Below are 26,028 nucleotides of genomic sequence, written 5' to 3'. Positions count from 1 at the left end.
GGTCGATGTCCACTGTCCTTCCCGAAGATTCCGTCGGTCTGGTAACACCGCAGATTGCCCGGTTCGATGAACCGCTGGCCCTGGCCTGTGGCCGCTCCCTGGCCACCTACGAACTGATCTACGAAACCTATGGCACCCTCAACAGCACCGCCAGCAACGCCGTGCTGATCTGCCATGCGCTGTCCGGCCATCACCATGCCGCCGGCTACCATGCGCCTACCGACCGCAAGCCGGGCTGGTGGGACAGCTGCATTGGCCCGGGCAAGCCGATCGACACCAACCGCTTCTTCGTGGTCAGCCTGAACAACCTCGGCGGCTGCAACGGCAGCACTGGCCCCAGCAGCATCAACCCGGCCACCGGCAAACCCTACGGCGCCGACTTCCCGGTACTGACCGTGGAAGACTGGGTACACAGCCAGGCGCGCCTGGCCGATCGCCTGGGCATCGGGCAATGGGCAGCGGTGGTCGGTGGCAGCCTGGGCGGCATGCAGGCGCTGCAGTGGACCATCAGCTACCCGGACCGCGTTCGCCATTGCGTGGACATCGCCTCGGCGCCCAAGCTCTCGGCGCAGAACATCGCCTTCAACGAAGTGGCACGCCAGGCCATCCTCACCGACCCGGAGTTCCATGGCGGCTCGTTCCAGGACCAGGGCGTGATCCCCAAGCGCGGCCTGATGCTGGCACGCATGGTCGGGCATATCACCTACCTGTCCGACGACTCCATGGGTGAGAAATTCGGCCGCGAGCTCAAGAGCGACAAGCTCAACTACGACTTTCACAGCGTCGAGTTCCAGGTCGAGAGCTACCTGCGCTACCAGGGCGAGGAGTTCTCCGGCCGCTTCGACGCCAACACCTACCTGCTGATGACCAAGGCCCTGGACTACTACGACCCGGCCGCAGCCCATGGCGGCGACCTGGCCGCCACCCTGGCCCACGTCACGGCGGACTACTGCATCATGTCGTTCACCACCGACTGGCGCTTCTCCCCGGCCCGCTCGCGGGAGATCGTCGACGCCCTGATGGCGGCGCGCAAGAACGTCTGCTACCTGGAGATCGATGCACCTTACGGGCACGATGCCTTCCTGATCCCCACACCTCGCTACATGCAGGGTTTCTCGAACTACATGAACCGCATCGCCATCTGAGGACAGCATGAGAGCCGACCTGGAAATCATCCACGACTGGATCCCCGCCGGCAGCCGGGTACTGGACCTTGGCTGCGGCAATGGCGAGCTGCTGGCCTCGTTGCGCGAGCGCAAGCACGTCACCGGCTATGGCCTGGAGATCGACCCCGACAACATCGCCGCCTGCGTGGCCAAGGGCGTCAACGTGATCGAGCAGGACCTGGACAAGGGCCTGGGCAACTTCGCCAGCAACAGCTTCGACGTGGTGGTCATGACCCAGGCCCTGCAAGCCGTGGAGTACCCCGACCGCATTCTCGACGAGATGCTGCGGGTGGGCCGCGAGTGCATCATCACCTTCCCCAACTTCGGCCACTGGCGCTGCCGCTGGTACCTGGCGACCAAAGGCCGCATGCCGGTCTCGGACTTCATGCCGTATACCTGGTACAACACCCCGAACATCCACTTCTGCACCTTCGCCGACTTCGAGCAGTTGTGCCACGAGCGCCAGGCCAAGGTCCTCGACCGGCTGGCGGTCGACCATCTGCACCGCAACGGGTGGGCCGGCCGGCTTTGGCCTAATCTTCTAGGGGAGATCGGCATCTATCGGGTCAGCAGCCCGGGCCTGCAGGAACATCAGGTCGCGGTCTGAGCACACGATCGCGGGGCCGGCTTCGCGCTGCCCCATCAATCTGGAGGAACCGCACCATGCGTCGTCTAGCTCTTTTCCTGATCAGCCTGTGCCTGGCGCTGCCGGTCCTGGCTGCCGATGCCGCCAAGCCCGAGCGCAAGGAAGTCTTCGGCGACGTGACGGTCCACTACAGCGCCTTCACCTCGAGCATGCTGCAACCCGAGGTGGCCGCTGCCACGGGCCTGACCCGAAGCAAGAACCAGGGCGTGCTCAACATCACCGTGCTCAAGGGCGGCAAGCCGGGCATGGCGGTGGTCAGCGGCACGGTGCGAGACCTCACGGGGCGCAGCAGCGCGCTGTCGTTCAAGCAGATCACCGACCAGGGCGCGGTGTACTACATCGCCCAGTTCAAGATCGACCAGTCGGAAACCCTGACCTTCGACGTGAATGTCGAAACCGGCGGCGTCAGTCACAAACTCAGCTTCAACCAGGAAGTGTTCCCAGGCGAATGATGAATTTCCAGCAACTCGTATTGGCCAGCCATAACGCCGGCAAACTCAAGGAACTCCAGGCCATGCTCGGTACCTCCGTGCACCTGCGCTCGATCGGCGAGTTCAGCCAGGTGGAGCCGGAGGAGACCGGCCTGTCGTTCGTCGAGAACGCCATCCTCAAGGCGCGCAACGCCTCGCGCATCTCCGGCCTGCCGGCCCTGGCCGATGATTCGGGGCTGGCGGTGGATCACCTTGGCGGCGCGCCGGGCATCTATTCGGCGCGCTATGCCGATGGCAAGGGCGACGCGGCGAACAATGCCAAGCTGCTCGAGGCCCTGAAGGACGTGCCGGCCGAACAGCGCGGGGCACAGTTCGTCTGTGTCCTGGCCCTGGTGCGCCATGCCGAGGATCCACTGCCGATCCTCTGCGAAGGCCTGTGGCATGGCCGCATCCTGTTCGAAGCCAGTGGCGAGCACGGCTTCGGCTACGACCCGTTGTTCTGGGTACCGGAGCGCAATTGCTCCAGCGCCGACCTGGCCCCCGTCGACAAGAACCAGCTCAGCCACCGCGCCCGCGCCATGGCCCTGCTGCGTCAGCGCCTGGGCCTGGCATGACCGACAAGCCGTCCATCCAGCTGCTCCACCCCGGGGCGGCTGGTTCCGGCCTGCCAGCGCCACACCTGGCACTGCCGGAACTCCCGCCATTGGCGTTGTACATCCATATCCCCTGGTGCGTGCGCAAGTGTCCCTATTGCGACTTCAACTCTCACCAGGCAGGCCCCGACCTGCCGGAAGAAGCCTACGTCGACGCCCTGCTCGCCGACCTCGACCAGGAACTGCCCGCCGTGCAGGGGCGCCCGATCCGTTCGATCTTCTTCGGGGGTGGCACGCCGAGCCTGTTCAGCGCACATGCGCTGGGTCGCCTGCTGCGCGGCGTGGAGCAGCGCACGCCGTTCGCGCCTGACATCGAGATCACCCTGGAAGCCAACCCCGGGACGTTCGAGCAGGACAAGTTCAAGGCATACCGGCAGACCGGGATCAACCGGCTGTCCATCGGCGTGCAGAGTTTCCAGCCGGCGAAACTGGAAAAGCTCGGGCGCATCCACAACGGTGACGAGGCCGTGCGTGCCGCCGGCATGGCGCGCGCTGCGGGCTTCGACAACTTCAACATGGACCTGATGCACGGCCTGCCCGACCAGTCGCTGGACGACGCCCTGGGCGACTTGCGCCAAGCCATCGACCTGGGGCCGACCCACCTGTCGTGGTACCAGTTGACCCTGGAGCCCAACACGGTGTTCTGGAGCCAGCCACCGGAGCTGCCCGAAGACGACATCCTCTGGGATATCCAGGAGGCGGGCCAGGCCCTGATGGCCGCCCAGGGCTACCAGCAGTACGAAGTATCGGCCTATGCCCAGCCGGACCGCGCCGCACAGCACAACCTCAACTACTGGCGCTTCGGCGACTTCATCGGCATCGGCGCGGGGGCCCATGGCAAGCTGTCGTTCCCGGATGGGCGCATCCTGCGCACCTGGAAGACTCGCCTGCCCAAGGACTACCTGAACCCGGCCAAGCCGTTCAAGGCCGGCGAGAAGCTGCTGCCAGCCGACGAGCTGCCCTTCGAGTTCCTGATGAACGCCCTGCGCCTGACCCAAGGCGTGGAAGCCGAGCTTTTCACCCTGCGCACCGGCCTGCCGCTGGAGCAACTCGCCGAGGCGCGCCGCGAGGCCGAACGAAAGGGCCTTTTGCAGGTCGAACCGGATCGACTGGCGGCAACGCCGCGAGGCCAGCTGTTCCTCAATGACCTGTTGCAGTATTTCTTGACCTGAGGATGACCCATGGACCTGGTACTTGACCTGCTCGCGACCGTTTCTCGCTGGAGCCGCAGCAACCTCTCGGAGATCTCCCTGGCCCTGGTAGGCTGCCTGCTGGTGCTGTTCGGCACCGATATCAAGGGCTGGGTGGAACAGCGCCTGGGCGGCCTGGCTGGCGCCTTGCGCGTGCCATTCATGGCCCTGCTGGTGATGATCGGCAGCGGTGCGGCGCTGATCTATGCAACGCCTTGGGTGGTGAAGGGGCTGAGCCAGTTCAACAACTATGCCCTGGCGCCGGTGCTGCTGGTGGTGCTGGTGTTGATCGGCGTGGTGGCCGATCGGCGGGGGTGATCCTAAAAGCCGCCCTGGAATACCAGGGCGGCCTCTCCACGCCGACTATCCCCTAGAGGGAATCGTCGAAGTGATCACGCATGAAATCCCGCGCGGTCTTGAGCACAGTCAGGACCCGAATGAGCTTCCACACGCGGCTCAGCGTATCAAGCAAACGCTTCATATGCCTTGGCCTCCGTGTTGGCTGGGCCAATCTTCCAGCATCTAGCCGGTACGTCGATGCTTTCGGAATCCATGTGATTGATTTCCAGTGAAGTGGCCAGGTTGATGGCCCTTCGAAGAAAATCACCGGCACGGTTCTCAGGCCGTGTCGAAGGGGCTAGACAGCAAAATCCTTCGCCTACCCAGCCCTTTCATTGGATCCACTCACATGAGAGCAGGGCCGATAATACGCGGAACTGCTTTGCCTGAAGGCAATTAACTACTGCTGGATATGTCAACTCAATTGACGCCCCACTCGATGCTTTCTATCATCGACGCTGTGATTGATTTCCAGTGAAGCATCCGCATTGACGGCCTCTCAATCCGTCATTGCAAAAAAAACCGCCCTTTCAAAGGCGGTTTTTTTATTGCATTACGCAGGCAGTGTGGCGTCAGCCCAAGCCACTCAACCCAGCTTCTCGAACTTCAGATCCCACACCCCATGCCCCAGCCGCTCGCCACGGCGTTCGAACTTGGTGATCGGGCGCTCTTGCGGGCGCGGCACATAGGTACCGTCGGCGGCCTGGTTGCGATACCCCGGCGCGGCGCTCATCACCTCCAGCATGTGCTCGGCATAGGGCTCCCAGTCGGTGGCCATGTGGAACACGCCCCCGACCTTGAGCTTGCGCCGCACCAGCTCGGCGAATTCCGGCTGGACGATGCGGCGCTTGTGATGGCGCGCCTTGTGCCAGGGGTCGGGGAAGAACAGCATCAGCCGGTCGAGGCTGTTGTCGGCCACGCAGCGGTTGAGCACTTCGATGGCGTCGCAATCGTACACCCGCAGGTTCTTCAGGCCCTGGGTCAGCACGCCGTTGAGCAGCGCGCCGACACCTGGACGGTGCACCTCGACACCGATGAAGTCCTGTTCAGGCGCGGCAGCGGCCATTTCCAGCAGGGAATGGCCCATGCCGAAGCCGATCTCCAGGGTGCGCGGCGCCGAACGGCCAAACACCTGGTCGTAGTCCACCGGGCTGTCGGCCAGGGGCAGGATGAACAGGGGGCCGCCCTGTTCCAGACCGCGTTGCTGGCCTTCGGTCATGCGCCCGGCACGCATCACGAAGCTCTTGATACGGCGGTGGGGGCGCGCTTCGCCGTCGGTGGTGATCGGCGTTTCTTGCGATTCAGTCATCAGGGGCTCTTACTTGATCAGACCTTCCAGCGGCGACGAGGCGCTGGCATAGAGTTTCTTCGGCATGCGCCCGGCCAGGTAGGCCATGCGACCAGCGACGATGGCATGCTTCATGGCCTCGGCCATCAGCACCGGCTGCTGGGCATGGGCGATGGCCGAGTTCATCAGCACGGCCTCGCAGCCCATCTCCATGGCGATGGTGGCGTCGGAGGCGGTGCCCACGCCGGCATCGACCAGTACCGGGACCTTGGACTCCTCAAGGATGATCTGCAGGTTGTAGGGGTTGCAGATCCCCAGGCCGGTGCCGATCAGGCCAGCCAGCGGCATCACTGCGATGCAGCCGGCCTCGGCCAGTTGGCGGGCGATGATCGGGTCGTCGCTGGTGTAGACCATCACGTCGAAACCGTCCTTGACCAGCACTTCGGCAGCCTTGAGGGTTTCGATCACGTTGGGGAACAGGGTTTTCTGGTCGGCCAGGACTTCCAGCTTGACCAGGTTGTGGCCATCCAGCAGCTCGCGGGCCAGGCGGCAGGTACGCACCGCTTCGGTGGCGTCGTAGCAGCCGGCGGTGTTCGGCAGGATGGTGTAGCGGTCCGGTGGCAGCACGTCGAGCAGGTTCGGCTCGCCCGGATTCTGGCCGATGTTGGTACGGCGCACGGCGACGGTGACGATCTCGGCACCCGAGGCCTCGATGGCCAGGCGGGTCTCTTCCATGTCACGGTACTTGCCGGTACCGACCAGCAGGCGCGACTGGAAAGTGCGCCCGGCCAGGGTGAAGGGCTTGTCGCTACGAACGTTGCTCATCGTTGTTCCTCTGGAAAAGGTTACGGGGCTTGCAGGTGAATCGCCGACGGATCAACCGCCACCGATGGCATGGACCACTTCGACCTGGTCGCCGTCGTTGAGCAGCGTGCTGTCGTGCTGGCTGCGCGGCACGATATCCAGGTTGAGCTCCACCGCTACCCGGCGACCGGCCAGTTCCAGGCGGTTCAGCAGGGCCGCGACGCTCTCGCCATCGGGCAATTCGTAAGGTTCACCGTTCAATTGAATGCGCATGCGCACGGCCACCATTGTTCTTTGGGGGCCCGCATTCTAGCCCCGATCAGCGCTCGAACCCAAGGGCACGAGCGGCCATTAGTCGCGATTGTGGACCACTTGGTCAGCTCAACCGCCACGCCGCCAGCCCCAGGCACAGCCAGCCGGCGAGAAAGCACAGGCCACCGATGGGGGTGATGATGCCAAGCTTGCCCAGGCCGCTGGTGGTCAGCACATAGAGGCTACCGGAGAACAGCACGATGCCCACGGCGAACAGACCGCCGGCCCAGCCCACCAGGCGCCCGGGCAAGTGCGCCGACAGCACGGCGACGCCGAGCAGGGCCAGGGCGTGGACCAGTTGATAGGTCACGCCGGTGTGGAAGATCGCCAGGTAATCGGCTGTGAGCCGGTTCTTCAGGCCGTGGGCGGCGAAAGCCCCCAGGGCGACACCAGTGAATCCAAAGAACGCGGCGAGCATCAGGAAGCTGCGAAGCATGGGGACGACTCCTCGGGTGGGGTCTGTATAATGGCCCGCTCCACAGGTTCCGGCCAAGCCATCGCCATGCTGTCATCCCTCATCCGCCGCCTCGTCCGCGCCCTGCTCTGGTTCGCCGCCGGCAGCATCGTGCTGGTCCTGGCGCTGCGCTGGGTACCGCCTCCGGGCACGGCACTGATGGTCGAGCGCAAGGTCCAGTCGTGGATGGCCGGCGAGCCGATCGACCTGCAGCGTGACTGGACGCCCTGGGCGCGGATCTCCGACGAACTGAAGGTCGCGGTCATCGCCGGCGAAGACCAGAAGTTCGCCAGCCACTGGGGCTTCGACATCCCGGCCATCCAGGCGGCCCTCGCCCATAACGAACGCGGCGGCAACCTGCGCGGCGCCAGCACCCTCACCCAACAGGTGGCCAAGAACCTGTTCCTGTGGTCCGGTCGCAGTTGGCTGCGCAAGGGGCTGGAGGCCTGGTTCACCGGGCTGATCGAGCTGTTCTGGTCGAAGGAGCGGATCCTCGAGATCTACCTGAACAGTGCCGAATGGGGGCCAGGCGTGTTCGGCGCCCAGGCGGCCGCACGCTATCACTTCGGTATCGATGCCAACCGCCTTTCCCGCCAGCAGGCCAGCCAGTTGGCGGCCGTACTGCCCAGCCCGATCAAATGGAGCGCCAGCCGGCCCAGCGCCTACGTGGCCAGCCGGGCCGGCTGGATCCGCCGGCAAATGAGCCAGTTGGGCGGGGCCAGCTACCTGATGCAGCTGGAGGCATCGCGCAGGCCTTGATACTCCTGCACCACCCTGCCCCTGCCCTGCCTGGCCCTATCGCTGGCAAGCCCCACACATGACCCTGCAATCCATATCATGCGTGATCGACTCGGACCCTGTGGGAGCTGGCTTGCCAGCGATAGGGCCAGTTCAGGCACCTTGAAACGCCAGGCATAAAAAAACCGCCTGCCCATAAGACAAGCGGCTCTATCGATCCAGCCCAGCCGTCGATCAGACCGCGATCAACGCCTTGACCTTGTTCATCGCGTTCTTCTCCAACTGGCGAATACGCTCCGCCGACACGCTGTATTTCTCCGCCAGCTCGTGCAGGGTGGCTTTTTCCTCGGCCAGCCAGCGCTGATAGAGAATGTCGCGGCTGCGCTCGTCCAGGCCTTGCAGGGCATCGTGCAGGTTGCTGGTGGAGTTGTCGCTCCAGTCGGCATCCTCCAGTTGCAGGGCCGGGTCGTAGCGGTGGTCTTCCAGGTAATGCGCTGGCGACTGGAAGGCACTGTCGTCATCGGCTTCGGCAGCTGGGTCGAAGGCCATGTCCTGGCCGCTCAGGCGGCTTTCCATCTCGCGCACTTCGCGAGGCTCGACGCCAAGGCTTTCGGCCACGCGATGGACTTCGTCATTGTTCAGCCAGGCCAGGCGCTTCTTCTGGCTACGCAGGTTGAAGAACAGCTTGCGCTGGGCCTTGGTGGTGGCCACCTTGACGATGCGCCAGTTGCGCAGGATGAACTCGTGGATCTCGGCCTTGATCCAGTGCACCGCGAAGGACACCAGACGCACGCCCATTTCCGGGTTGAAACGCTTTACCGCCTTCATCAGGCCGACGTTGCCTTCCTGGATCAGGTCGGCCTGGGCCAAGCCGTAGCCTGCATAGCTACGGGCGATGTGTACGACGAAACGCAGGTGGGCCATCACCATTTGCCGAGCGGCCTCAAGATCCTGCTCGTAGTAGAGACGCTCGGCCAGTTCACGCTCCTGCTCGGCCGTCAGCAGGGGGATGCTGTTGACCGTGTGCACATAGGCTTCCAGGTTTGCACCGGGAACCAGGGCATAAGCAGGTTGCAACGAAGTGGTCATTCAAGAACCTCCGACTCACTGAACTCGTGCCTTTTGGGCACTGCCAACATTGACCGGAAACCAAGAAACAAGTTCCCAGACTGAGAAAAAAGTCAATGCTGGCCAGAAAACATTATCGAGGTGCCAACTCGTTCAAGTGGCGGGCGACCGCGATCCATGCACCGATATACCCCAACAGCACGGCCCCGATCAAGAGCGACAGACCATCGGAACCCGGCACGCCGCCCAGGGCGAAGTCGCTGCCGTACAGCCCGGAGAGCCCTATGACCGCATCGTTCAGCCAGTCCAGGGAGAACGCCAGGATCCCCCAGGCCAGCAACCCCGCGCCCAGGCCGTACAGGGCCCCCATATAGAGGAAGGGGCGGCGCACGTAGCTGTCGGTCCCGCCCACCAGCTTGATCACTTCGATCTCGGTACGGCGGTTCTCGATGTGCAGGCGAATTGTGTTACCAATTACCAACAGCAGGGCCGAAACCAGAAGCACGGCCAGGCCGAAGACGAAACGGTCACCCAGCTTGAGGATCGCCGCCAGGCGCTCCACCCACACCAGGTCCAACTGCGCCACCTCGACCTGCGGCAGCTCCGACAGACGCTGACGCAGGGCTTCCAGGGCCGGCTTGTCGACCTCGGTCGGGGTCACCACCACCACGCCGGGCAACGGGTTCTCCGGCAGCTCGCGCAGGGCTTCGCCCAGGCCGGACTGCTGCTGGAACTCCTCCAGCGCCTGTTCGCGGCTGACATACTGGGCATCGGCCACGCCAGGCATGCCCTTGATCTCGTCGCGCAAGGCCTCGCCTTCCTTGCCACCGGCGTCGAGCTTGAGGAACAGGGAGATCTGCGCGGCACGTTGCCAAGAACCGCCGAGCTTCTCGACGTTCTTCAGCAGCAGCGACAGCCCCATGGGCATGCTCAGCGCCACCGCCATCACCAGGCAGGTGAAGAAGCTGCCGATCGGCTGCTTGCCCAGGCGCCGCAGGCTGTCGGCCAGACTGGCCCGGTGGCTTTCCAGCCAGGCGTGCAGCAGGGTACGGAAATCTGGGCCGTCGTCGTCGTGACCTGCGCGTTTTTTCGCCGGCTGCGGGTCGGCGGCCTTGGGCGCGACGCGCTCGGAAACCTTCGGCGTACGTGTAGTGCTCATTGCCCGGCCTCCCCATCGCCGATCAGTCGACCGCGCTGCAGGGTCAGCATGCGGTGCCGCATGCGCGCGATCAGCGCCAGGTCATGGCTGGCGATCAATACCGTGGTGCCCAGGCGGTTGATGTCCTCGAACACCCCCATGATCTCCGCGGCCAGGCGCGGATCAAGGTTGCCGGTCGGCTCGTCGGCCAGCAGCAGGGCCGGCTGGTGGACGATGGCGCGGGCGATGCCGACCCGCTGTTGCTGGCCGGTGGACAGGTCGGCCGGGAACAGCTCGCCCTTGTCGGCCAGGGCCACTCGCTCCAGGGCCGAGTCCACCCGTTTGGCGATCTCGGGCTTGGACAGGCCTAGGATCTGCAGCGGCAACGCGACGTTGTTGAACACCGTGCGGTCGAACAGCAACTGGTGGTTCTGGAACACCACGCCGATCTGCCGACGCAGGAACGGGATCTGGGCGTTGCTGATCTGGCCCAGGTCCTGCCCGGCCAACAGCAGCTTGCCGTTGGTCGGACGCTCCATGGCCAGCAGCAGGCGCAGCAGCGTGCTCTTGCCGGCACCGGAGTGGCCGGTGACGAACAGGAACTCGCCCCGGCGCGCCCGGAAGCTCAGTTCGTGCAGGCCGACATGGCCGTTGGGGTAGCGCTTGGCAACCTGTTCGAATCGGATCATGGATGCTCCCGCTCGGCGAACAGAGCCTTGACGAATGGCTCGGCCTCGAAGGTACGCAGGTCGTCGATGCCTTCGCCGACGCCGATGAAGCGGATCGGCAGGGCGAACTGCTTGGCCAGGGCGAAGATCACTCCGCCCTTGGCGGTGCCGTCCAGCTTGGTCAGGGCAAGGCCGGTCAGTTCGACGCTCTGGTTGAAGTACTTGGCCTGGCTGATGGCGTTCTGGCCGGTGCCGGCGTCCAGCACCAGCAGGACCTCGTGGGGTGCCTCGGCATCGAGCTTGCCGATGACCCGGCGCACTTTCTTCAGCTCTTCCATCAGGTTGTCCTTGGTGTGCAGGCGACCGGCGGTATCGGCGATCAGCACGTCGATGCCACGGGCCTTGGCGGCCTGCACGGCGTCGAAGATCACCGAAGCCGAGTCGGCACCGGTGTGCTGGGCGATCACCGGGATCTGGTTACGCTCGCCCCACACCTGCAGTTGCTCCACGGCCGCGGCGCGGAAGGTGTCGCCAGCGGCCAGCATGACCTTCTTGCCTTCGAGCTGCAGTTTCTTGGCCAGCTTGCCGATGGTGGTGGTCTTGCCCGCGCCGTTCACACCGACCACGAGGATCACGTACGGCTTGCCCTGCGACTGGATCGTCAGTGGCTGTTCCACAGGGCGCAGCAGGGCGGCCAGCTCCTCCTGCAGCGACTTGTACAGCGCATCGGCGTCGGCCAGCTGCTTGCGAGCCACTTTCTGGGTCAGGTTCTGGACGATGGTCGAGGTGGCCTCCACGCCGACATCGGCGGTGAGCAGGCGTGTCTCGATCTCGTCGAGCAGGTCATCGTCGATGACCTTCTTGCCAAGGAACAGGCTGGCCATGCCCTCGCCGATGCTGGCGCTGGTCTTGGACAGGCCCTGCTTGAGGCGGGCGAAGAAACCGACCTTGGAAGGTTCGGCGGCGACAGCGAGCGCAGCAGCGACCGGCTCGGGGGCAGGCTCGACGGGCGTCGGCGCAGCGTCCGGCGCGGGCACAGGCTCGACAGGCGCCGGCGCAGCGACCGGTACGGGTTCGGGGCGCTCGGTTCGAACCTCAGCCAGCACCGGCTCAGGGGCCGGGCGCTCGGGAATGACAGGGGGGGTCCTGGGCTCCAGGTCTGGGACCAGGGCCACAGGCTCCTCGGCGACTGGCAGGGTCAGGGTGCTGGCAGGCTGGGAGGCGCTGCCCGCCAGCGCTGGCGACGGCGTGGCCTCGTTCGCGGGCAAGCCCGCTCCCACAGGGGCCGCCAGGGCTTGATCCTCGGCGACAGGCAGCACCGGCGCGCCAGCAGGGGGCTGCGGCGCGGCGGCAGGTGCGGACTCGACTGGGGCTGGAGCCACGACCGGCGCCTCGGCGACCGGAGCAGGCTGCTCGACAGGCGCCTGCGGCGCTACCGGCTCGGCAGCCTGAGGCTCAGGGGATTGCGGCTGTTCGGCGACAGCTTGCTGCGGCTTCTTGCGAAACCAGCTGAACAGGCCTTTCTTCTCGCCAGCCTCGGCCGGCGCTTTTTTGTCGTCGTTGGAACCAAACATGGAAGACGGCTATCTCAGGGTAGCGATGGGCCATCAACGGCGCATCGGAAATTCTTGGTAACGCAGAACAGACTCTCTTGGATCCGGCTGGTTCATGCGCAACGTTTTGTCGAAGTGGCCTGTGGGCCAGAACGGCGACAGGCATGGTCGCCAGGCAACCGGATCAGTATCCTAGCACCTCCTGGCCCGCCGACGCTAAGCCAAGCGGGCCGCCGTACAGGTTAACCAACGTATGAATGCTCTAGCCCGCCGCGCCGCTGGCCTGTTGCTCAGCGCGCTCTGCCTGCCGCTCGCGGCCCTCGCCGCCGATCCGCAGCCCACCCACGAGTTCATCCTCGACAACGGCCTGAAGGTGGTCGTGCGCGAAGACCATCGCGCCCCGGTGGTGGTTTCGCAGATCTGGTACAAGGTCGGCTCCAGCTACGAGACCCCGGGCCAGACCGGGTTGTCCCACGCCCTGGAGCACATGATGTTCAAGGGCAGCGCCAAGGTCGGCCCTGGCGAGGCCTCGCGCATCCTGCGCGACCTCGGCGCGCAAGAGAACGCCTTCACCAGCGACGACTACACCGCCTACTACCAGGTCCTCGCCCGCGACCGCCTGCCGGTGGCCCTGGAGCTGGAGGCCGACCGCCTGGCCAGCCTGCGCCTGCCGGCCGACGAGTTCAGCCGCGAGATCGAGGTGATCAAGGAAGAGCGCCGCCTGCGCACCGACGACCAGCCCAATGCCAAGGCCTTCGAGCTGTTCCGCGCCATGGCCTACCCGGCCAGCGGCTACCATACCCCGACCATCGGCTGGATGGCCGACCTCGAGCGCATGAAGGTCGAGGAACTGCGCCACTGGTACGAATCCTGGTACGCGCCGAACAACGCCACCCTGGTGGTGGTCGGCGATGTCAGCGTCGACGAGGTCAAGGGCCTCGCCAACAAGTATTTCGGCGCCATTCCCAAGCGCGCCGTGCCGCCGGCCAAGCTGCCGCTGGAGCTGGCCGAACCCGGCCTGCGCCAGCTGACCCTGCATGTGCGCACCCAGTTGCCAAGCCTGATCTACGGCTTCAACGTACCAGGCCTGGCCACCGCCAAGGACCCACGCAGCGTCCATGCCCTGCGCCTGATCTCCGCCCTGCTCGACGGCGGCTACAGCGCCCGCATGCCAGCCCGCCTGGAGCGCGGCCAGGAGCTGGTGGCCGGCGCCTCGTCCAGCTACAACGCCTTCACCCGTGGCGACAGCCTGTTCCTGGTCTCGGCCACTCCGAACGTACAGAAGCAAAAGACCCTCGCCGACGTCGAGAAAGGCATCTGGCAATTGCTCGACGAACTCAAGACCACGCCGCCCAGCGCCGAGGAGCTCGAGCGCGTGCGCGCCCAGGTGATCGCCGGCCTGGTCTACGACCGTGACTCCATCAGCAGCCAGGCCACCACCATCGGCCAACTGGAAACCGTGGGCCTGTCCTGGAAGCTGATCGACAGCGAACTCGACGAGCTCAAGCGCGTGACCCCGCAGGACATCCAGGACGCCGCCCGCACCTACTTCACCCGCGAACGCCTGAGCGTTGCCCATGTACTGCCCGAGGAGTCCGCCCATGAGTGACCGCAGCGCAACCCGCTACACCCTGTTCGGCCTCGGCATCATCGTGCTGGTGGTGGCCCTGGCCATGGCCTTGGCCCGCCCAGCCCAGTCGGACAACGTGGCGCAGGCCGACAGCACCGCCGCCCGTCCGGCCAACACCCTGCAGTCCCTGGCCGAGCTGGACGGCAAGGCGCCCAGCCGGCGCCAGCTGAACATCCAGAGCTGGAATACCGCCGAAGGCGCCCGCGTGCTGTTCGTCGAAGCCCGCGAGCTGCCGATGTTCGACCTGCGCGTGACCTTCGCCGCCGGCAGCAGCCAGGACGGCGACACGCCAGGCCTGGCCACCCTGACCAACGCCATGCTCAACGAAGGCGTGGCCGGCAAGGACGTGACCGCCATCGCCGAAGGCTTCGAAGGCCTGGGGGCGGACTTCGGCAACGGCGCCTACCGCGACATGGCGGTGGCCACCCTGCGCAGCCTAAGTGCCGCCGACAAGCGCGAGCCGGCGCTGAAGCTGTTCGCCGAGGTGGTGGGCAAACCGACCTTCCCGGACGATGCCCTCACGCGCATCAAGAACCAACTGCTGGCAGGCTTCGAGTACGAGAAGCAGAACCCCGGCAAGATCGCCGGCAAGGCGCTGTTCGCCAAGCTGTACGGCGATCATCCCTACGCCCATCCGAGCGACGGCACCGCCGAGAGCATCCCCGGAATCACCCTGGAGCAGTTGCGCGCCTTCCACGCCAAGGCCTATGCGGCCGGCAACGCGGTGATCGCCCTGGTCGGCGACCTCAGCCGCGACGAAGCAGAGGCCATCGCCGCCCAGGTTTCCACTGCCCTGCCCAAGGGCCCGGCCCTGCCCAAGCCGGCCGAGCCTGTCGAGCCCAAGGCGGGCCTGACCCACATCGACTTCCCCTCCAAGCAGACCCACTTGATGCTGGCCGAGCTCGGCATCGACCGCCAGAACCCGGACTGGGCCGCCCTCTCCTTGGGCAACCAGATCCTTGGCGGCGGCGCCTTCGGCACCCGCCTGATGAGCGAGGTCCGCGAGAAACGTGGCCTGACCTATGGCGTCTATTCGGTGTTCAGCCCGATGCAGGTGCGCGGGCCATTCATGATCAACCTGCAGACCCGCGCCGAATTGAGCGAAGGCACCCTCAAGCTGGTCCAGGATATCCTCGCCGACTACCTGGAACATGGCCCGACCCAGCAAGAGCTGGACGACGCCAAGCGCGAACTGGCCGGCAGCTTCCCGCTGTCCAATGCCAGCAACGCCAGTATCGTCGGTCAACTGGGGGCGATAGGCTTCTACAACCTGCCGCTGACCTGGCTCGAGGACTTCATGCAGCAATCCCAGGACCTGACTGTCGAGCAGGTCAAGGCGGCCATGAACAAGCACCTGTCGGCAGACAAGCTGGTGATCGTCACGGCCGGCCCGAAGGTGCCGCAGAAACCGCTGCCACCGCCCACTGACAAACCCGCCGAGCAACCGCTCGGCGTACCGGAGCACTAATGGCCAAGCCATCCAGACCCGCCCACCCGGGCCAAGGGCCCAGCAAGGGCCCGGGCCACCTGCGCATCATCGCCGGCGAGTGGCGCAGCCGCCGCCTGACGGTACCCGAAGGAGACGGCCTGCGCCCGACCCCCGACCGGGTCCGCGAAACCCTGTTCAACTGGCTGGCACCGTATATCGAGGGCGCCCAGGTGCTGGATGCCTTCACCGGCAGCGGGGCGCTGGTCCTGGAGGCCCTGTCGCGTGGAGCCGAGGACGCTGTGGCCCTGGACAGCAACCCGGCAGCGATCGCCAACCTCAAGCACAACCTGGAGGTCTTGCGCTGCCCCCGCGGCCAGATCCTGCAGACCGACGCGCTGCGCTACCTGCAAGGGCCGGCCAAGCAGCGGTTCGACGTGGTATTCCTCGACCCGCCTTTCCATCAGGACTTGCTGGCCAACACCTGCAACCTGCTCGAAGACGGCCAGTGGCTGCGTGAACAGGCCTGGATCTACACCGAGAGCGAAGCTGCGCCCTCTACCCTGCCGATGCCTGGCAACTGGCGCCTGCACCGGGAAAAGAAGACCGGCCAGGTGCACTACGCGCTCTGGCAGCGCGGCTGACGTCCAGCGGCAGGCACGGCTGCGACCAATAGCGCAGGTACAGTGGCGACGATTCATGTCAAGCTAGGCAGGCACAACAGGGGTCACCCAGCATGCCTAGCCTCAACGCCACTTTCCGTCCGGCCACCGGCCTGTCCAACCCCCACCTGCAGACCCTGTGGGGGCCGCTGTGGCGCAAGCTCCCCGACCTGCAGCGCACCCGCGAGCGCCTGTGGCTGGCCGATGGCGACTTCCTCGACCTGGACTGGCATGGCCCACACCAGCCCGCCGCCCCGCTGGTGCTGGTGCTGCACGGCCTGACTGGCTCGTCCGCCTCCCCCTACGTCAAAGGCCTGCAGCAGGCGCTGCAGGCCCGTGGCTGGGCCAGCGTCGCCGTCAACTGGCGCGGTTGCTCCGGCGAGCCGAACCTGCTGCCGCGCAGCTACCACTCCGGCGCCAGCGAAGACCTGGCCGAGACCATTCGCCACCTGCGCGCCCAGCGCCCGCTGGCGCCGCTGTATGCGGTCGGTTATTCGCTGGGCGGCAATGTGCTGCTCAAGTACCTGGGCGAGAGCGGTACGACCAGCCAACTGGAGGCCGCGGTGGCGGTGTCGGTGCCGTTTCGCCTGGATCAGTGCGCCGATCGCATCGGCCAGGGTTTTTCCAAGGTCTACCAGGCGCATTTCATGCGCGAGATGCTTGCCTATGTGCAGCAGAAGCAGCGGCACTTTCGCGAGAGCGGCCATCACGAAGGGTTGGCGGCGCTCGAGCGCCTGGGGCCGTTACGCAACCTGCGCACGTTCTGGGATTTCGACGGCAAGGTCACCGCACCGTTGAATGGTTTCAGCGATGCCCATGACTACTACCGGCGCTCGTCGAGCCGCTACTACCTAGGCGAGAACCGGACGCCGACACTGATCATCCATTCCACCGACGACCCGTTCGTGTCCGGCCACAGCCTGCCCGCAGCCAGCGAGTTGGCGGCACAGACGCATCTGGAGCTACATGAGCGAGGCGGGCATGTGGGGTTCGTCGATGGCAGCCTGCGCAATCCGGGGTATTACCTGGAGCGGAGGATTGCGCAGTGGTTGGCGGAGGGCGCCTAGAACAGCCCTGACACCCCACTGCCTGCCAAGAACTACCTGCTTTCACAGATGACGAAGACCTCGAAAGCTCAGTCCCCTTTCGCCACGCCATGCTGTGGATCATTGATCCACTCGCTCCACGACCCGGCATACAACCGCCCCAGCGGGTACCCCGCCAGCGCCAGGGCGAACAGGTTATGGCAAGCGGTCACCCCCGAGCCGCAATAGGCTACTAGCTGTTCCGGTGCCCGCCCTGCCAGTGCCTCGTCGAAACGCTGCTTGAGCTGCGCGGCCGGCAGGAAGTGGCCATCCGGCCCCAGGTTGTCGGTGAACGCCAAGCACTGGGCCCCCGGAATATGCCCGGCCACCGGGTCGATCGGCTCGACATCGCCACGAAAACGCGGCAGCGCGCGGGCATCGATGAGGGTCAACTCCGGTTGCCCCAGGCGCTTGGCCAGACGCTCGGCGTCGATCAGCAGCTTCATGTCCGGCTCACCGGTGAAACTGCCCTCGCGCTTGACCGGTGGATCGAGGCTCAGCGGCAGATGGGCGGCATGCCAGGCCTTGAGGCCACCATCGAGGATGAAAACGTCATCGCGCTTGCCCAGCCAGGCCAGCAGCCACCAGGCGCGGGCGGCAAACGCGCCGGGGCCATCGTCGTACAGCACCACCTGGCTGTCGTTGTCCATGCCCCATTCGCGCAGGCGCTCGACCAGCCGTCGCGGATCCGGCAGCGGGTGGCGCCCGGTGCGGCCCTTGACCACCGGCCCGCTCAGGTCCCGCTCCAGGTCGGCGAAGTGCGCCCCCGCGATATGCCCCTCGGCATAGCTGCGTTGGCCGTAATCCACATCCTCCAGGGCAAAACGACAGTCGAGGATCACCAACCCCGGCGACTCCAGGCGGTCGGCCAACTGCTGCGGGGTGATCAATTGCGCAAGGGGCATGACAATCTCCTGATCGATGGCACGAAAGGCCCTGGAGTCACTGCTCCAGGGCCTGGTTGAACGGTACGTGGAACTCCTCGCAGAGCGTATCCACGGCAGCCCGCGAACTGGCGGTGACGAACCCCAGTTCCAGCACCAGTACCTGGTAGACGCCGCGCTTGAAGGCTTCTTCACCCAGGTGCGCGGAATGTTCGCGCGTGGTGCTGAGAAAACGAACCCACGAGGTCAGGACGATCCAGGCGTTGATGGTCAGCGATTCGATCTGCGCCGCATCCATGGCCAGGATCCCGGCCTCGACGAAGCCCCGGTAGATCGCCTGGCCCTGCTGCAGGCAACGCTGGGAGAAACGCCGGTAACGGGCGGCGAGTTCCGGGTCGCTGTCGAGCAGGTGCTCCAGGTCGCGGTGCAGGAAGCGATAGTTCCACATCGCCGCCAGCAGGGCCTTGAGGTAGAAGCGCTTGTCCTCGACCGTCGCGGTGCGCCCCTGGGGAGGCCGCAGGAAGCTGTCCACCAGCGCTTCGTACTGGCTGAAGAGCACGGCGATGATCGCCTGCTTGTTAGGGAAGTGGTAGTACAGGTTGCCAGGCGAGATTTCCATGTGCGCGGCGATGTGGTTGGTACTGACGCTGCGTTCGCCCTGCTGGTTGAACAGCTCCAGGCTGTTCTGCACGATGCGCTCACGGGTCTTCATGCGCGGGGCCATGCTCAGCTCCAAGTCTGCGTACTTCAATGATCGCCCATCTTAAGGTGTATCTGCCAAGGGATGCACCGTTCTGTGCCAGGGCGCAAAAAACTCGCGCCAGCGCGCAAATTAGAGTATAGGCTCTAGTCATAACAGCCCCCTTTCGTGGAGCCGCCATGACTTCGCCGATCGCCTTGCCTCCTGTGTATTCCGACCCCGACCTGGCTGCGACGTTCGCCGCCCAGCGCCAGGCGTTCGCCAGCCACCCCATGCCCGAGGTGGCCCAACGCCGGCAATGGCTGAAAAGCCTGCGCGAGGCCTTGCTGGCAGGGCAGCAACAGCTGGTCGAAGCCATCGACCAGGACTTCGCAGGCCGCAGCGCCGACGAAACCCTGCTGGCCGAGTTGCTGCCGTCGGTACAGGGCCTGCGCCATGCCGAACGCCACCTGCAACGCTGGATGCGACCTTCGCGGCGCAGGATCGGCCTGGCCTTCCAGCCGGCCAGCGCCCGGGTGCTGTACCAGCCGCTGGGGGTGGTGGGCATCATCGTGCCGTGGAACTACCCGCTGTTCCTGGCCATCGGCCCGTTGACCTGCGCCCTGGCCGCCGGCAACCGGGTGATGCTCAAGCTCAGCGAAGCCACGCCGGCCACCGGGCAAGCGCTCAAGGCATTGCTGGAGCGAGTGTTCCCCGGCGACCTGGTCAGTGTCGTGCTCGGCGACATGCAAGTCGGCCAGGCCTTCTCCCGCCTGCCGTTCGACCACCTGCTGTTCACCGGCTCCACTGCCGTCGGCCGCCACGTGATGCTCGCCGCCGCACAGAACCTGACCCCCGTGACCCTGGAGCTGGGCGGCAAGTCGCCGGCCATCGTCTCGGCCAGCGTGCCGCTGGACACCGCCGCCGAGCGCATCGCCTTCGGCAAGACCCTCAACGCCGGCCAGACCTGCGTCGCCCCCGACTATGTACTGGTCCCACGCCAACGCCTGGGAGCCTTCGCCGATGCCTACCGGCGTGCCGTGCGCCGCTTGTACCCACGCATCGGCGACAACCCGGACTACAGCGCCATCGTCAACCCGCGGCAATTGCAGCGCCTGGAGCGACTGCTGGAGGATGCCCGCGACAAAGGTGCCCAAGCGCTCGACCTCTACCCTGACGAACCTCGCCAGGGCCGGCGCCTGCCGCCCCATGTGCTGCTGGATGTGAACGATGACATGCAGGTGATGCAGGAGGAGATCTTCGGCCCCTTGCTACCGCTGGTGCCCTACGACAGCCTCGACGACGCCCTGGCCTACATCAACGACCGTCCGCGCCCCTTGGCGCTCTATTACTTCGGCTACGACCGCGCCGAGCAGGACCATGTCATGCGCCATAGCCATTCCGGCGGCGTCTGCCTCAACGACACCCTGCTGCATGTGGCCCAGGACGACCTGCCCTTCGGTGGCATCGGCCCATCCGGCATGGGGCACTACCACGGGCACGAGGGTTTCCTGACCTTCAGCAAGGCCAAGGCGGTGCTGGCCAAGCAGCGCTTCAACGCCGCCCGATTGATCTACCCGCCTTACGGCAAGGCCTTGCAACGCCTGGTCTACAAGCTGTTCATCCGCTGAGCGAGGCGCCCCCCATGCACCGCCGCGACCTGCTCCAGTTCAGCCTCGGCGCCAGCGTCTTCCTGGCCGGCGCCAGCCTGGTCGGTTGTTCGCCACAGGCCAGCGCGCCGGGCTTCAGCACGCTGCGCGACGACGACCTGCCGCTGCTGCATGCCCTGATTCCCGTGGTGCTGGCCGGCACCCAAGCGTCGCCGACGCTGGTCCTGCACAGCCTGGACCACAAGCTGGCGGCGCTGTCGCCGGCGATGCTCAAGCTCACCCGGCAACTGTTCGACGTGCTCAACCTGCCGCTGACCCGCGGGCCCTTGACCGGTGTCTGGGGCCGCTGGGAGAACGCCAGCCCCGCACAGGTCAGCGCCTTTCTCGCGCGCTGGCAGGACAGCTCGCTGAACCTGCTGCGCATGGGCCACGCCTCGCTGCTGCAACTGCTGCTCATGGCCTGGTACGAGCGCCCCGAAGCCTGGGCGGCCTGTGGTTACCCCGGCCCTCCGAACATCTGATCGCACAAGAGCCTCCCCGATGCCCGTAGCCGACCCGTTTCGCCAAGGCCTGGAACAAGGCTGGATCACCCATGATGCCTCGCGCCTGGAGCAAGACCTGACCCTGCAAGCCGACGTCGCCGTGATCGGCAGCGGCGCAGGTGGCGCCACCACTGCGGAAATACTCAGTGCCGCCGGCTTCAAGGTCCTGCTGATCGAGGAAGGCCCGCTCAAGACCAGCAGCGACTTCCACCTGCTGGAGAACGAGGCCTACGCCAGCCTCTACCAGGAAGGGCTGGGGCGCATGAGCAAGGACGGCGCCATCACCATCCTCCAGGGTCGAGCCGTGGGGGGGACGACGCTAGTCAACTGGACCTCGAGCTTCCGCACGCCGCCACAGACCCTCGGCCACTGGGCCAGGGAGCACGGGGTGAAAGGCCTGGGCAGCGAAGACCTGCAACCCTGGTTCGAACGCCTGGAGCGACGCCTGGGCATCAGCCCCTGGGCCGTCCCGCCGAACGCCAACAACGAGGTACTGCGGCGCGGCTGCGAAGCCCTCGGCTACCACTGGGCGGTGATCCCACGCAACGTGCGCGGCTGCTGGAACCTCGGCTACTGCGGCATGGGCTGCCCGGTCAACGCCAAGCAGTCGATGCTGGTGACCAGCATCCCGGCCACCCTCGACAACGGCGGCGAACTGCTCTACCTGGCGCGGGCCGAGCGCTTCCTGCACGACGGCGAGCGCATTGGCGAACTGCTCTGCCAGGCCCTGGACAGCCAAGGCGTACATCCCAACGGGCGCCAGGTACGGGTCCGCGCTCGCCACTACGTGCTGGCCGGCGGCGGCATCAACAGCCCTGCCCTGCTGCTGCGCTCGGCAGCGCCAGACCCTTACCAGCGCCTGGGCAAGCGCACCTTCCTGCACCTGGTCAACTTCAGCGTGGCGCGGTTCGCCGAACGGATCGACCCTTTCTACGGCGCGCCCCAGTCCATCTACAGCGATCATTTCCAGTGGCTGGAGGGTGTCGACGGCCCGATTGGCTACAAGCTGGAGGTGCCGCCGCTGCACCCGGCCCTGGCCAGTACCCTGTTGGGCGGGCATGGCCTGGAGAATGCCCAGCGCATGGCCGAGCTGCCGCATACCCACATGATGCTGGCCTTGCTGCGCGACGGTTTCCACCCGCAGAGCCAGGGCGGCCAGGTGGAGCTGCGCAGCGACGGCTCGCCCGTGCTCGACTACCCGCTCACCGACTACCTGCGCGACGGCCTGCGCCGGGCCTACCACAGCATGGCGCAGATCCAGTTCGCCGCCAGCGCCGCCCAGGTGATGCCGGTACATGGGGATGCACGCTACGTCGACGACCTGCGCCAGGCCCAGGCACTGATCGAGCGCCTGCGCCTGGAACCCTTTCACACCCGCCTGGGCAGCGCCCATGTCATGGGCGGCTGCGCGCTGGGCGAGGACCCGCGTCAAGCGGTGTGCGACAGCCTGGGTCGGCATCACCAGTTGCAGAACCTGTCGATCCACGACGGTTCGCTGTTCCCCACCAGCATCGGTGCCAACCCGCAACTGTCGGTCTACGCCATCAGCGCCCGGCTCGGCGAGGCGCTGGCTACCCGCCTGGCGCGTGGCGCATGACAACGATTATCCGCACTGTCTATAGTGCCATCATTCGGCCGCGTGACTTGGCCGGGCGCAGTCCCTGCGCTACCATCCGACTCCCCAACGCACTCCAGCCAGGATGACGCGATGAACCGAGTGTTGTACCCGGGTACTTTCGACCCCATTACCAAAGGCCATGGCGATCTGGTCGAACGTGCGTCGCGCCTGTTCGACCACGTGATCATCGCCGTGGCAGCCAGCCCGAAGAAGAATCCGCTGTTCCCCCTGGAGCAACGGGTCGCGCTGGCCCGCGAGGTCACCAAGCACCTGCCCAATGTCGAAGTCATCGGCTTCTCCACCCTGCTGGCGGCGTTCGCCAAGGAACAGGGCGCCAATGTGCTGCTGCGCGGCCTGCGCGCGGTATCGGACTTCGAGTACGAGTTCCAGCTGGCCAACATGAACCGCCAACTGGCACCGGATGTCGAGAGCCTGTTCCTGACGCCGTCGGAGCGTTACTCCTTCATCTCTTCGACCCTGGTCCGGGAGATCGCCGCGCTGGGTGGCGACATCAGCAAGTTCGTTCATCCGGTGGTGGCCGACGCCCTGAGCGAACGCTTCAGGAAGTGATGCCCCCTGCCTGAACGTCGCGCCCGCGTGCACTGCGGGCGCGAATGCGGCACAATTGTGCCCATTGGTTTGAAACATGCCCGGGCCTCGAGCCCCGGCCGGAGTCCTCATGTCCCTGATCATCACCGACGATTGCATCAACTGCGACGTCTGCGAACCCGAGTGCCCGAACGCCGCCATCTCCCAGGGCGAAGAGATCTACGTGATCGACCCGAACCTGTGCACCCAGTGCGTGGGCCACTATGACGAGCCCCAGTGCCAGCAGGTCTGCCCGGTCGACTGCATCCCCCTGGATGAAGCCCACCCGGAGACCCACGACGAACTGATGGCCAAGTACCGCCGGATCACCGGCAAGGCCTAATGCCGCTCGTCGCCGCGTTTCGCAGCGTATGCCTCGGCACGCTCCTGGCGCTGCTGGCCAGCGCCGCCCTGGCCGACGGGCCCGGTCGCGCCGCCATCGCCAGCCCCCATGGCGAGGCTACCGCAGCTGCCCGGCAGATCCTCGCGCAAGGTGGTAACGCCTTCGACGCGGCCATTGCCATCAGCGCCGCGCTAGCGGTGGTCGAGCCCTATGGCTCCGGGCTCGGCGGCGGTGGTTTCTTCCTGCTCCGCGAAGCCGGCGACACACCACGCTATGCCTTTCTCGACGCCCGCGAGCGCGCCCCTGGCGCAGCGACGCCAGGCATGTACCTGAAAGACGGCAAGCCCCTGCCCAGCCTGTCGATCAACGGACCGCTGGCCGCCGCCATCCCCGGCCTGCCCCAGGCCCTGGCCGACCTCGCGCAGGCCCACGGCCAACTCCCCCTCAAGGACAGCCTGGCCCCGGCCATCCGCCTGGCGAACCAGGGGTTCGCCGTCGATCGCATCTATCGCGACCGCGCGACCATGCGCCTGTCTGCCCTGCGCGACGACCCGGAAAGCGCGCGGCTGTTCCTGAGCGACAGCCAGGTGCCAGCCCTTGGCACGGTGATCCGTCAGCCGGAGCTGGCCGACACCCTGCAACGCCTGGCCGATCACGGTCGCGATGGCTTCTACCGTGGTCCCCTGGCGCGGCAACTGGTCGATGGTGTACGCCAGGCAGGCGGGATCTGGACCCTCGACGACCTCGCCAGCTACCACACCGCCTGGCGCGAACCGCTGCGCTTCGCACTGGCCGAGCGCCGCGAGCTGATCAGCAGCCCGCCCCCCTCGGCCGGCGGCGTGGCCGTGGCCCAGAGCCTGGCCATGCTCCAGCGCCTGCCGTGGCAGCAGGCCGAGCCGGTCCAGCGCAGCCACTACGTGGTCGAAACGCTGCGCCGCGCGTACCGCGACCGTGGCTCGCTCGGCGACCCGGACTACGTCGCCAACCCCATCGACCGCCTGTTGGCCCGTGGCTACCTGACAGGTCTGGCCGACAGCATCGATGTCCACCAGGCCACGCCCAGCAGTACCCTGCCACCGGCCAGCGCCTGGCGCGAAGGCGACCACACCACGCATTTCGCGGTGATCGATGCCCAGGGCAATGCCGTGTCGGCCACGCTCTCGGTCAACCTGCCGTTTGGCGCAGCCTTCAGCGTGCCGGGCACGGGTGTGGTGTTGAACAACGAGATGGACGACTTCGCCGCCGACCCTGGCGGCAGCAACAGCTATGGCCTGGCCGGCAGCCAGGCCAATGCGGTGGCGGCGGGCAAGCGGCCGTTGTCGAGCATGAGCCCGAGCTTCATCGAAAGCCCGGAGCAGTTCGCCAGCTTCGGCACGCCGGGCGGCAGCCGCATCCCGAGCATGGTGCTGCTGTCGATGCTGGGTTATCTCGAAGGTCGCCCGGTGGCCGAGTGGCCGGCCATGCCCCGCTACCATCACCAGTACCTGCCGGATGTGCTCGAACACGAACCAGGGACCTTCAGCCAGTCGCAGAAGGAGCAGTTGCAGGCACGCGGCTACCGCCTGAAAGACCTGGGGCGCACCTATGGCAACCAGCAGGTGCTGTACTGGGACAAGGCTGCCGGCACACTGGAGGCCGCGAGCGATCCGCGTGGGGTCGGCGAAGCCGTGGTATTCGAATAGCCTGCGAGAGGGATGTCAGCGCTGGCAACGCGGGCAGTAGACGCTCGCCCGCTGCCCCAGCTTCACTTCACGCAGGGTGGTGCCACAGACCTTGCACGGCTGGCCGCCCCGGCCATAGACGAACAGTTCCTGCTGGAAATACCCCGGTTTCCCATCGCCCCCCACGAAATCGCGCAGCGTGGTGCCGCCCTGTTCGATGGCCGCCGCCAGCACCCGCTTGATCTCGATCGCCAGCTTCAGGTAGCGGGCTCGGGAAATGCCGCCAGCCTCGCGGCGCGGGTCGATGCCCGCGGCGAACAGCGCTTCGGTGGCGTAGATGTTGCCCACCCCCACCACCACGGCGTTGTCCATGATGAACGGCTTGACCGCCATGGCCCGCCCCCGGGAAAGCTGGAACAGGCGCTCGCCGTCGAACAGGTCGGTCAGCGGCTCCGGCCCCAGGCGCACCAGCAGTTCGTGGTTGAGCGGATCGAGGCTCCAGAGCATGGCGCCGAAACGGCGCGGGTCGGTGTAGCGCAGGGCCAGGCCCGACTCCAGCTCGATATCCACATGCTCGTGCCTGGCAGCAGGCAAGCCCAGCTCCACCAGGCGCAGGTTGCCCGACATGCCCAAGTGGCTGATCAGGGTGCCGACCTCGGCATTGAGCAGCAGGTACTTGGCACGCCGCTGCACCGTGACGATGCGCTGCCCCGACAGGCGCACGTCCAGGTCCTCCGGGATCGGCCAGCGCAGGCGCCCGTCACGGACCACCACGCGGCTGACCCGCTGGCCTTCCAGGTAAGGCGCGATACCGCGCCGCGTAGTCTCGACTTCTGGCAATTCCGGCATGGA

At 66.2% G+C, this 26,028-nt stretch carries 28 protein-coding genes; 17 read left to right on the top strand and 11 right to left on the bottom strand.

Features of this window, described 5'->3' with window-relative positions; all coding sequences use genetic code 11:
- Positions 1-5: 5 nt before the first annotated feature.
- Genes WCE05_RS02635 through WCE05_RS02610 form a run of 6 tightly spaced genes read left to right on the top strand, consistent with a single transcriptional unit; the run spans position 6 to position 4,404 of the window.
- Complete coding sequence (locus WCE05_RS02635) at positions 6-1,145, top strand: homoserine O-acetyltransferase (protein WP_225787551.1); 1,140 nt, start codon at positions 6-8, stop codon at positions 1,143-1,145.
- 7 nt (positions 1,146-1,152) lie between these two features.
- Positions 1,153-1,773, top strand: coding sequence for a methionine biosynthesis protein MetW (gene metW, locus WCE05_RS02630; protein ID WP_225787552.1), 621 nt, complete (start codon positions 1,153-1,155; stop codon positions 1,771-1,773).
- A 56-nt stretch (positions 1,774-1,829) separates the two neighbouring features.
- A complete protein-coding gene (locus WCE05_RS02625; RefSeq protein WP_225787553.1) occupies positions 1,830-2,264 on the top strand; it encodes a DUF4426 domain-containing protein in 435 nt (144 codons plus the stop codon).
- The gene (gene rdgB, locus WCE05_RS02620; protein ID WP_225787554.1) at positions 2,261-2,857 is read left to right on the top strand and encodes an RdgB/HAM1 family non-canonical purine NTP pyrophosphatase; all 597 of its coding nucleotides are present in this window, start codon (positions 2,261-2,263) and stop codon (positions 2,855-2,857) included. The genes WCE05_RS02625 and rdgB overlap by 4 nt, the downstream gene beginning before the upstream one ends.
- A complete protein-coding gene (hemW, locus tag WCE05_RS02615; RefSeq protein ID WP_253100165.1) occupies positions 2,854-4,068 on the top strand; it encodes a radical SAM family heme chaperone HemW in 1,215 nt (404 codons plus the stop codon). Before rdgB ends, hemW begins: the two co-directional genes overlap by 4 nt.
- Positions 4,069-4,077: 9 nt before the next feature.
- Positions 4,078-4,404 (top strand): DUF3392 domain-containing protein, encoded by a 327-nt coding sequence (locus WCE05_RS02610; protein ID WP_003257821.1) that lies wholly within the window; start codon positions 4,078-4,080, stop codon positions 4,402-4,404.
- 607 nt (positions 4,405-5,011) lie between these two features.
- Here the strand turns inward: WCE05_RS02610 and trmB are convergent.
- From trmB to WCE05_RS02590, 4 genes are all read right to left on the bottom strand, one after another.
- Positions 5,012-5,734, bottom strand: a complete 723-nt coding sequence (gene trmB / locus WCE05_RS02605; RefSeq protein ID WP_225787556.1) for a tRNA (guanosine(46)-N7)-methyltransferase TrmB — start codon at positions 5,732-5,734, stop codon at positions 5,012-5,014.
- A 9-nt stretch (positions 5,735-5,743) separates the two neighbouring features.
- The gene (locus WCE05_RS02600) at positions 5,744-6,538 is read right to left on the bottom strand and encodes a thiazole synthase (protein WP_253100168.1); all 795 of its coding nucleotides are present in this window, start codon (positions 6,536-6,538) and stop codon (positions 5,744-5,746) included.
- Positions 6,539-6,589: 51 nt separating this feature from the next.
- Complete coding sequence (gene thiS / locus WCE05_RS02595) at positions 6,590-6,790, bottom strand: sulfur carrier protein ThiS (protein ID WP_225787558.1); 201 nt, start codon at positions 6,788-6,790, stop codon at positions 6,590-6,592.
- A 103-nt stretch (positions 6,791-6,893) separates the two neighbouring features.
- Entirely contained in the window at positions 6,894-7,265 is a 372-nt protein-coding gene (locus WCE05_RS02590; protein ID WP_368815395.1) for a DUF423 domain-containing protein, read from the bottom strand.
- Between the two features lie 66 nt (positions 7,266-7,331).
- On the opposite strand from WCE05_RS02590, the gene mtgA reads away from it, so the two are divergent.
- The gene (gene mtgA / locus WCE05_RS02585) at positions 7,332-8,042 is read left to right on the top strand and encodes a monofunctional biosynthetic peptidoglycan transglycosylase (RefSeq protein WP_368815394.1); all 711 of its coding nucleotides are present in this window, start codon (positions 7,332-7,334) and stop codon (positions 8,040-8,042) included.
- Positions 8,043-8,255: 213 nt separating this feature from the next.
- Here the strand turns inward: mtgA and rpoH are convergent, their stop codons facing one another.
- From rpoH to ftsY, 4 genes are all read right to left on the bottom strand, one after another.
- Positions 8,256-9,110, bottom strand: coding sequence for an RNA polymerase sigma factor RpoH (gene rpoH, locus WCE05_RS02580; RefSeq protein ID WP_225787561.1), 855 nt, complete (start codon positions 9,108-9,110; stop codon positions 8,256-8,258).
- Between the two features lie 112 nt (positions 9,111-9,222).
- Positions 9,223-10,248 carry a permease-like cell division protein FtsX gene (gene ftsX, locus WCE05_RS02575; RefSeq protein ID WP_225787562.1) on the bottom strand — a complete coding sequence of 342 codons (1,026 nt, stop codon included), beginning with the start codon at positions 10,246-10,248 and terminating at the stop codon, positions 9,223-9,225.
- Entirely contained in the window at positions 10,245-10,916 is a 672-nt protein-coding gene (gene ftsE, locus WCE05_RS02570; protein ID WP_225787563.1) for a cell division ATP-binding protein FtsE, read from the bottom strand. The genes ftsX and ftsE overlap by 4 nt, the downstream gene beginning before the upstream one ends.
- Positions 10,913-12,469, bottom strand: a complete 1,557-nt coding sequence (gene ftsY, locus WCE05_RS02565; RefSeq protein WP_368815393.1) for a signal recognition particle-docking protein FtsY — start codon at positions 12,467-12,469, stop codon at positions 10,913-10,915. The genes ftsE and ftsY overlap by 4 nt, the downstream gene beginning before the upstream one ends.
- Before the next feature lie 232 nt (positions 12,470-12,701).
- On the opposite strand from ftsY, the gene WCE05_RS02560 reads away from it, so the two are divergent.
- The 4 genes from WCE05_RS02560 (at position 12,702) to WCE05_RS02545 (ending at position 17,233) form a co-directional block, all read left to right on the top strand.
- Positions 12,702-14,057 (top strand): pitrilysin family protein, encoded by a 1,356-nt coding sequence (locus tag WCE05_RS02560; protein WP_225787565.1) that lies wholly within the window; start codon positions 12,702-12,704, stop codon positions 14,055-14,057.
- A complete protein-coding gene (locus WCE05_RS02555; RefSeq protein ID WP_225787566.1) occupies positions 14,050-15,546 on the top strand; it encodes a pitrilysin family protein in 1,497 nt (498 codons plus the stop codon). Before WCE05_RS02560 ends, WCE05_RS02555 begins: the two co-directional genes overlap by 8 nt.
- Positions 15,546-16,148: a 16S rRNA (guanine(966)-N(2))-methyltransferase RsmD gene (gene rsmD, locus WCE05_RS02550; protein ID WP_225787567.1), complete on the top strand. Its 603-nt coding sequence runs from the start codon at positions 15,546-15,548 to the stop codon at positions 16,146-16,148. The genes WCE05_RS02555 and rsmD overlap by 1 nt, the downstream gene beginning before the upstream one ends.
- Before the next feature lie 92 nt (positions 16,149-16,240).
- Positions 16,241-17,233 (top strand): hydrolase, encoded by a 993-nt coding sequence (locus WCE05_RS02545; RefSeq protein WP_253100287.1) that lies wholly within the window; start codon positions 16,241-16,243, stop codon positions 17,231-17,233.
- A 68-nt stretch (positions 17,234-17,301) separates the two neighbouring features.
- Here WCE05_RS02545 and WCE05_RS02540 read toward each other — a convergent pair whose 3' ends face one another.
- Together WCE05_RS02540 and WCE05_RS02535 are read right to left on the bottom strand one after the other, a co-directional pair.
- On the bottom strand, positions 17,302-18,156 hold the full coding sequence (locus WCE05_RS02540) for a sulfurtransferase (RefSeq protein WP_253090976.1): 855 nt from the start codon (positions 18,154-18,156) through the stop codon (positions 17,302-17,304).
- Between the two features lie 37 nt (positions 18,157-18,193).
- On the bottom strand, positions 18,194-18,859 hold the full coding sequence (locus tag WCE05_RS02535) for a TetR/AcrR family transcriptional regulator (RefSeq protein ID WP_225787570.1): 666 nt from the start codon (positions 18,857-18,859) through the stop codon (positions 18,194-18,196).
- Between the two features lie 155 nt (positions 18,860-19,014).
- On the opposite strand from WCE05_RS02535, the gene WCE05_RS02530 reads away from it, so the two are divergent.
- The 6 genes from WCE05_RS02530 (at position 19,015) to ggt (ending at position 25,197) form a co-directional block, all read left to right on the top strand.
- A complete protein-coding gene (locus tag WCE05_RS02530; protein ID WP_368815392.1) occupies positions 19,015-20,445 on the top strand; it encodes a coniferyl aldehyde dehydrogenase in 1,431 nt (476 codons plus the stop codon).
- Between the two features lie 14 nt (positions 20,446-20,459).
- Positions 20,460-20,945, top strand: a complete 486-nt coding sequence (locus tag WCE05_RS02525) for a twin-arginine translocation pathway signal protein (RefSeq protein WP_225787572.1) — start codon at positions 20,460-20,462, stop codon at positions 20,943-20,945.
- Positions 20,946-20,964: 19 nt separating this feature from the next.
- Positions 20,965-22,563 (top strand): GMC family oxidoreductase N-terminal domain-containing protein, encoded by a 1,599-nt coding sequence (locus WCE05_RS02520; protein WP_368815391.1) that lies wholly within the window; start codon positions 20,965-20,967, stop codon positions 22,561-22,563.
- Positions 22,564-22,674: 111 nt separating this feature from the next.
- A complete protein-coding gene (gene coaD / locus WCE05_RS02515; RefSeq protein WP_225787574.1) occupies positions 22,675-23,154 on the top strand; it encodes a pantetheine-phosphate adenylyltransferase in 480 nt (159 codons plus the stop codon).
- Positions 23,155-23,263: 109 nt separating this feature from the next.
- Positions 23,264-23,515 carry a YfhL family 4Fe-4S dicluster ferredoxin gene (locus WCE05_RS02510; RefSeq protein ID WP_225787575.1) on the top strand — a complete coding sequence of 84 codons (252 nt, stop codon included), beginning with the start codon at positions 23,264-23,266 and terminating at the stop codon, positions 23,513-23,515.
- Positions 23,515-25,197, top strand: a complete 1,683-nt coding sequence (ggt, locus tag WCE05_RS02505) for a gamma-glutamyltransferase (protein ID WP_368815390.1) — start codon at positions 23,515-23,517, stop codon at positions 25,195-25,197. The genes WCE05_RS02510 and ggt overlap by 1 nt, the downstream gene beginning before the upstream one ends.
- A 15-nt stretch (positions 25,198-25,212) precedes the next feature.
- Here ggt and mutM read toward each other — a convergent pair whose 3' ends face one another.
- A complete protein-coding gene (gene mutM, locus WCE05_RS02500) occupies positions 25,213-26,025 on the bottom strand; it encodes a bifunctional DNA-formamidopyrimidine glycosylase/DNA-(apurinic or apyrimidinic site) lyase (protein WP_225787577.1) in 813 nt (270 codons plus the stop codon).
- Positions 26,026-26,028: the final 3 nt, after the last annotated feature.

The sequence above is a fragment of the Pseudomonas sp. I2 genome (assembly GCF_040984075.1).
Lineage (GTDB): Bacteria > Pseudomonadota > Gammaproteobacteria > Pseudomonadales > Pseudomonadaceae > Aquipseudomonas > Aquipseudomonas guariconensis_B.
Note: the sequence above shows the minus strand (reverse complement) of the source record. Positions and strands in the feature narration are given on the sequence as shown.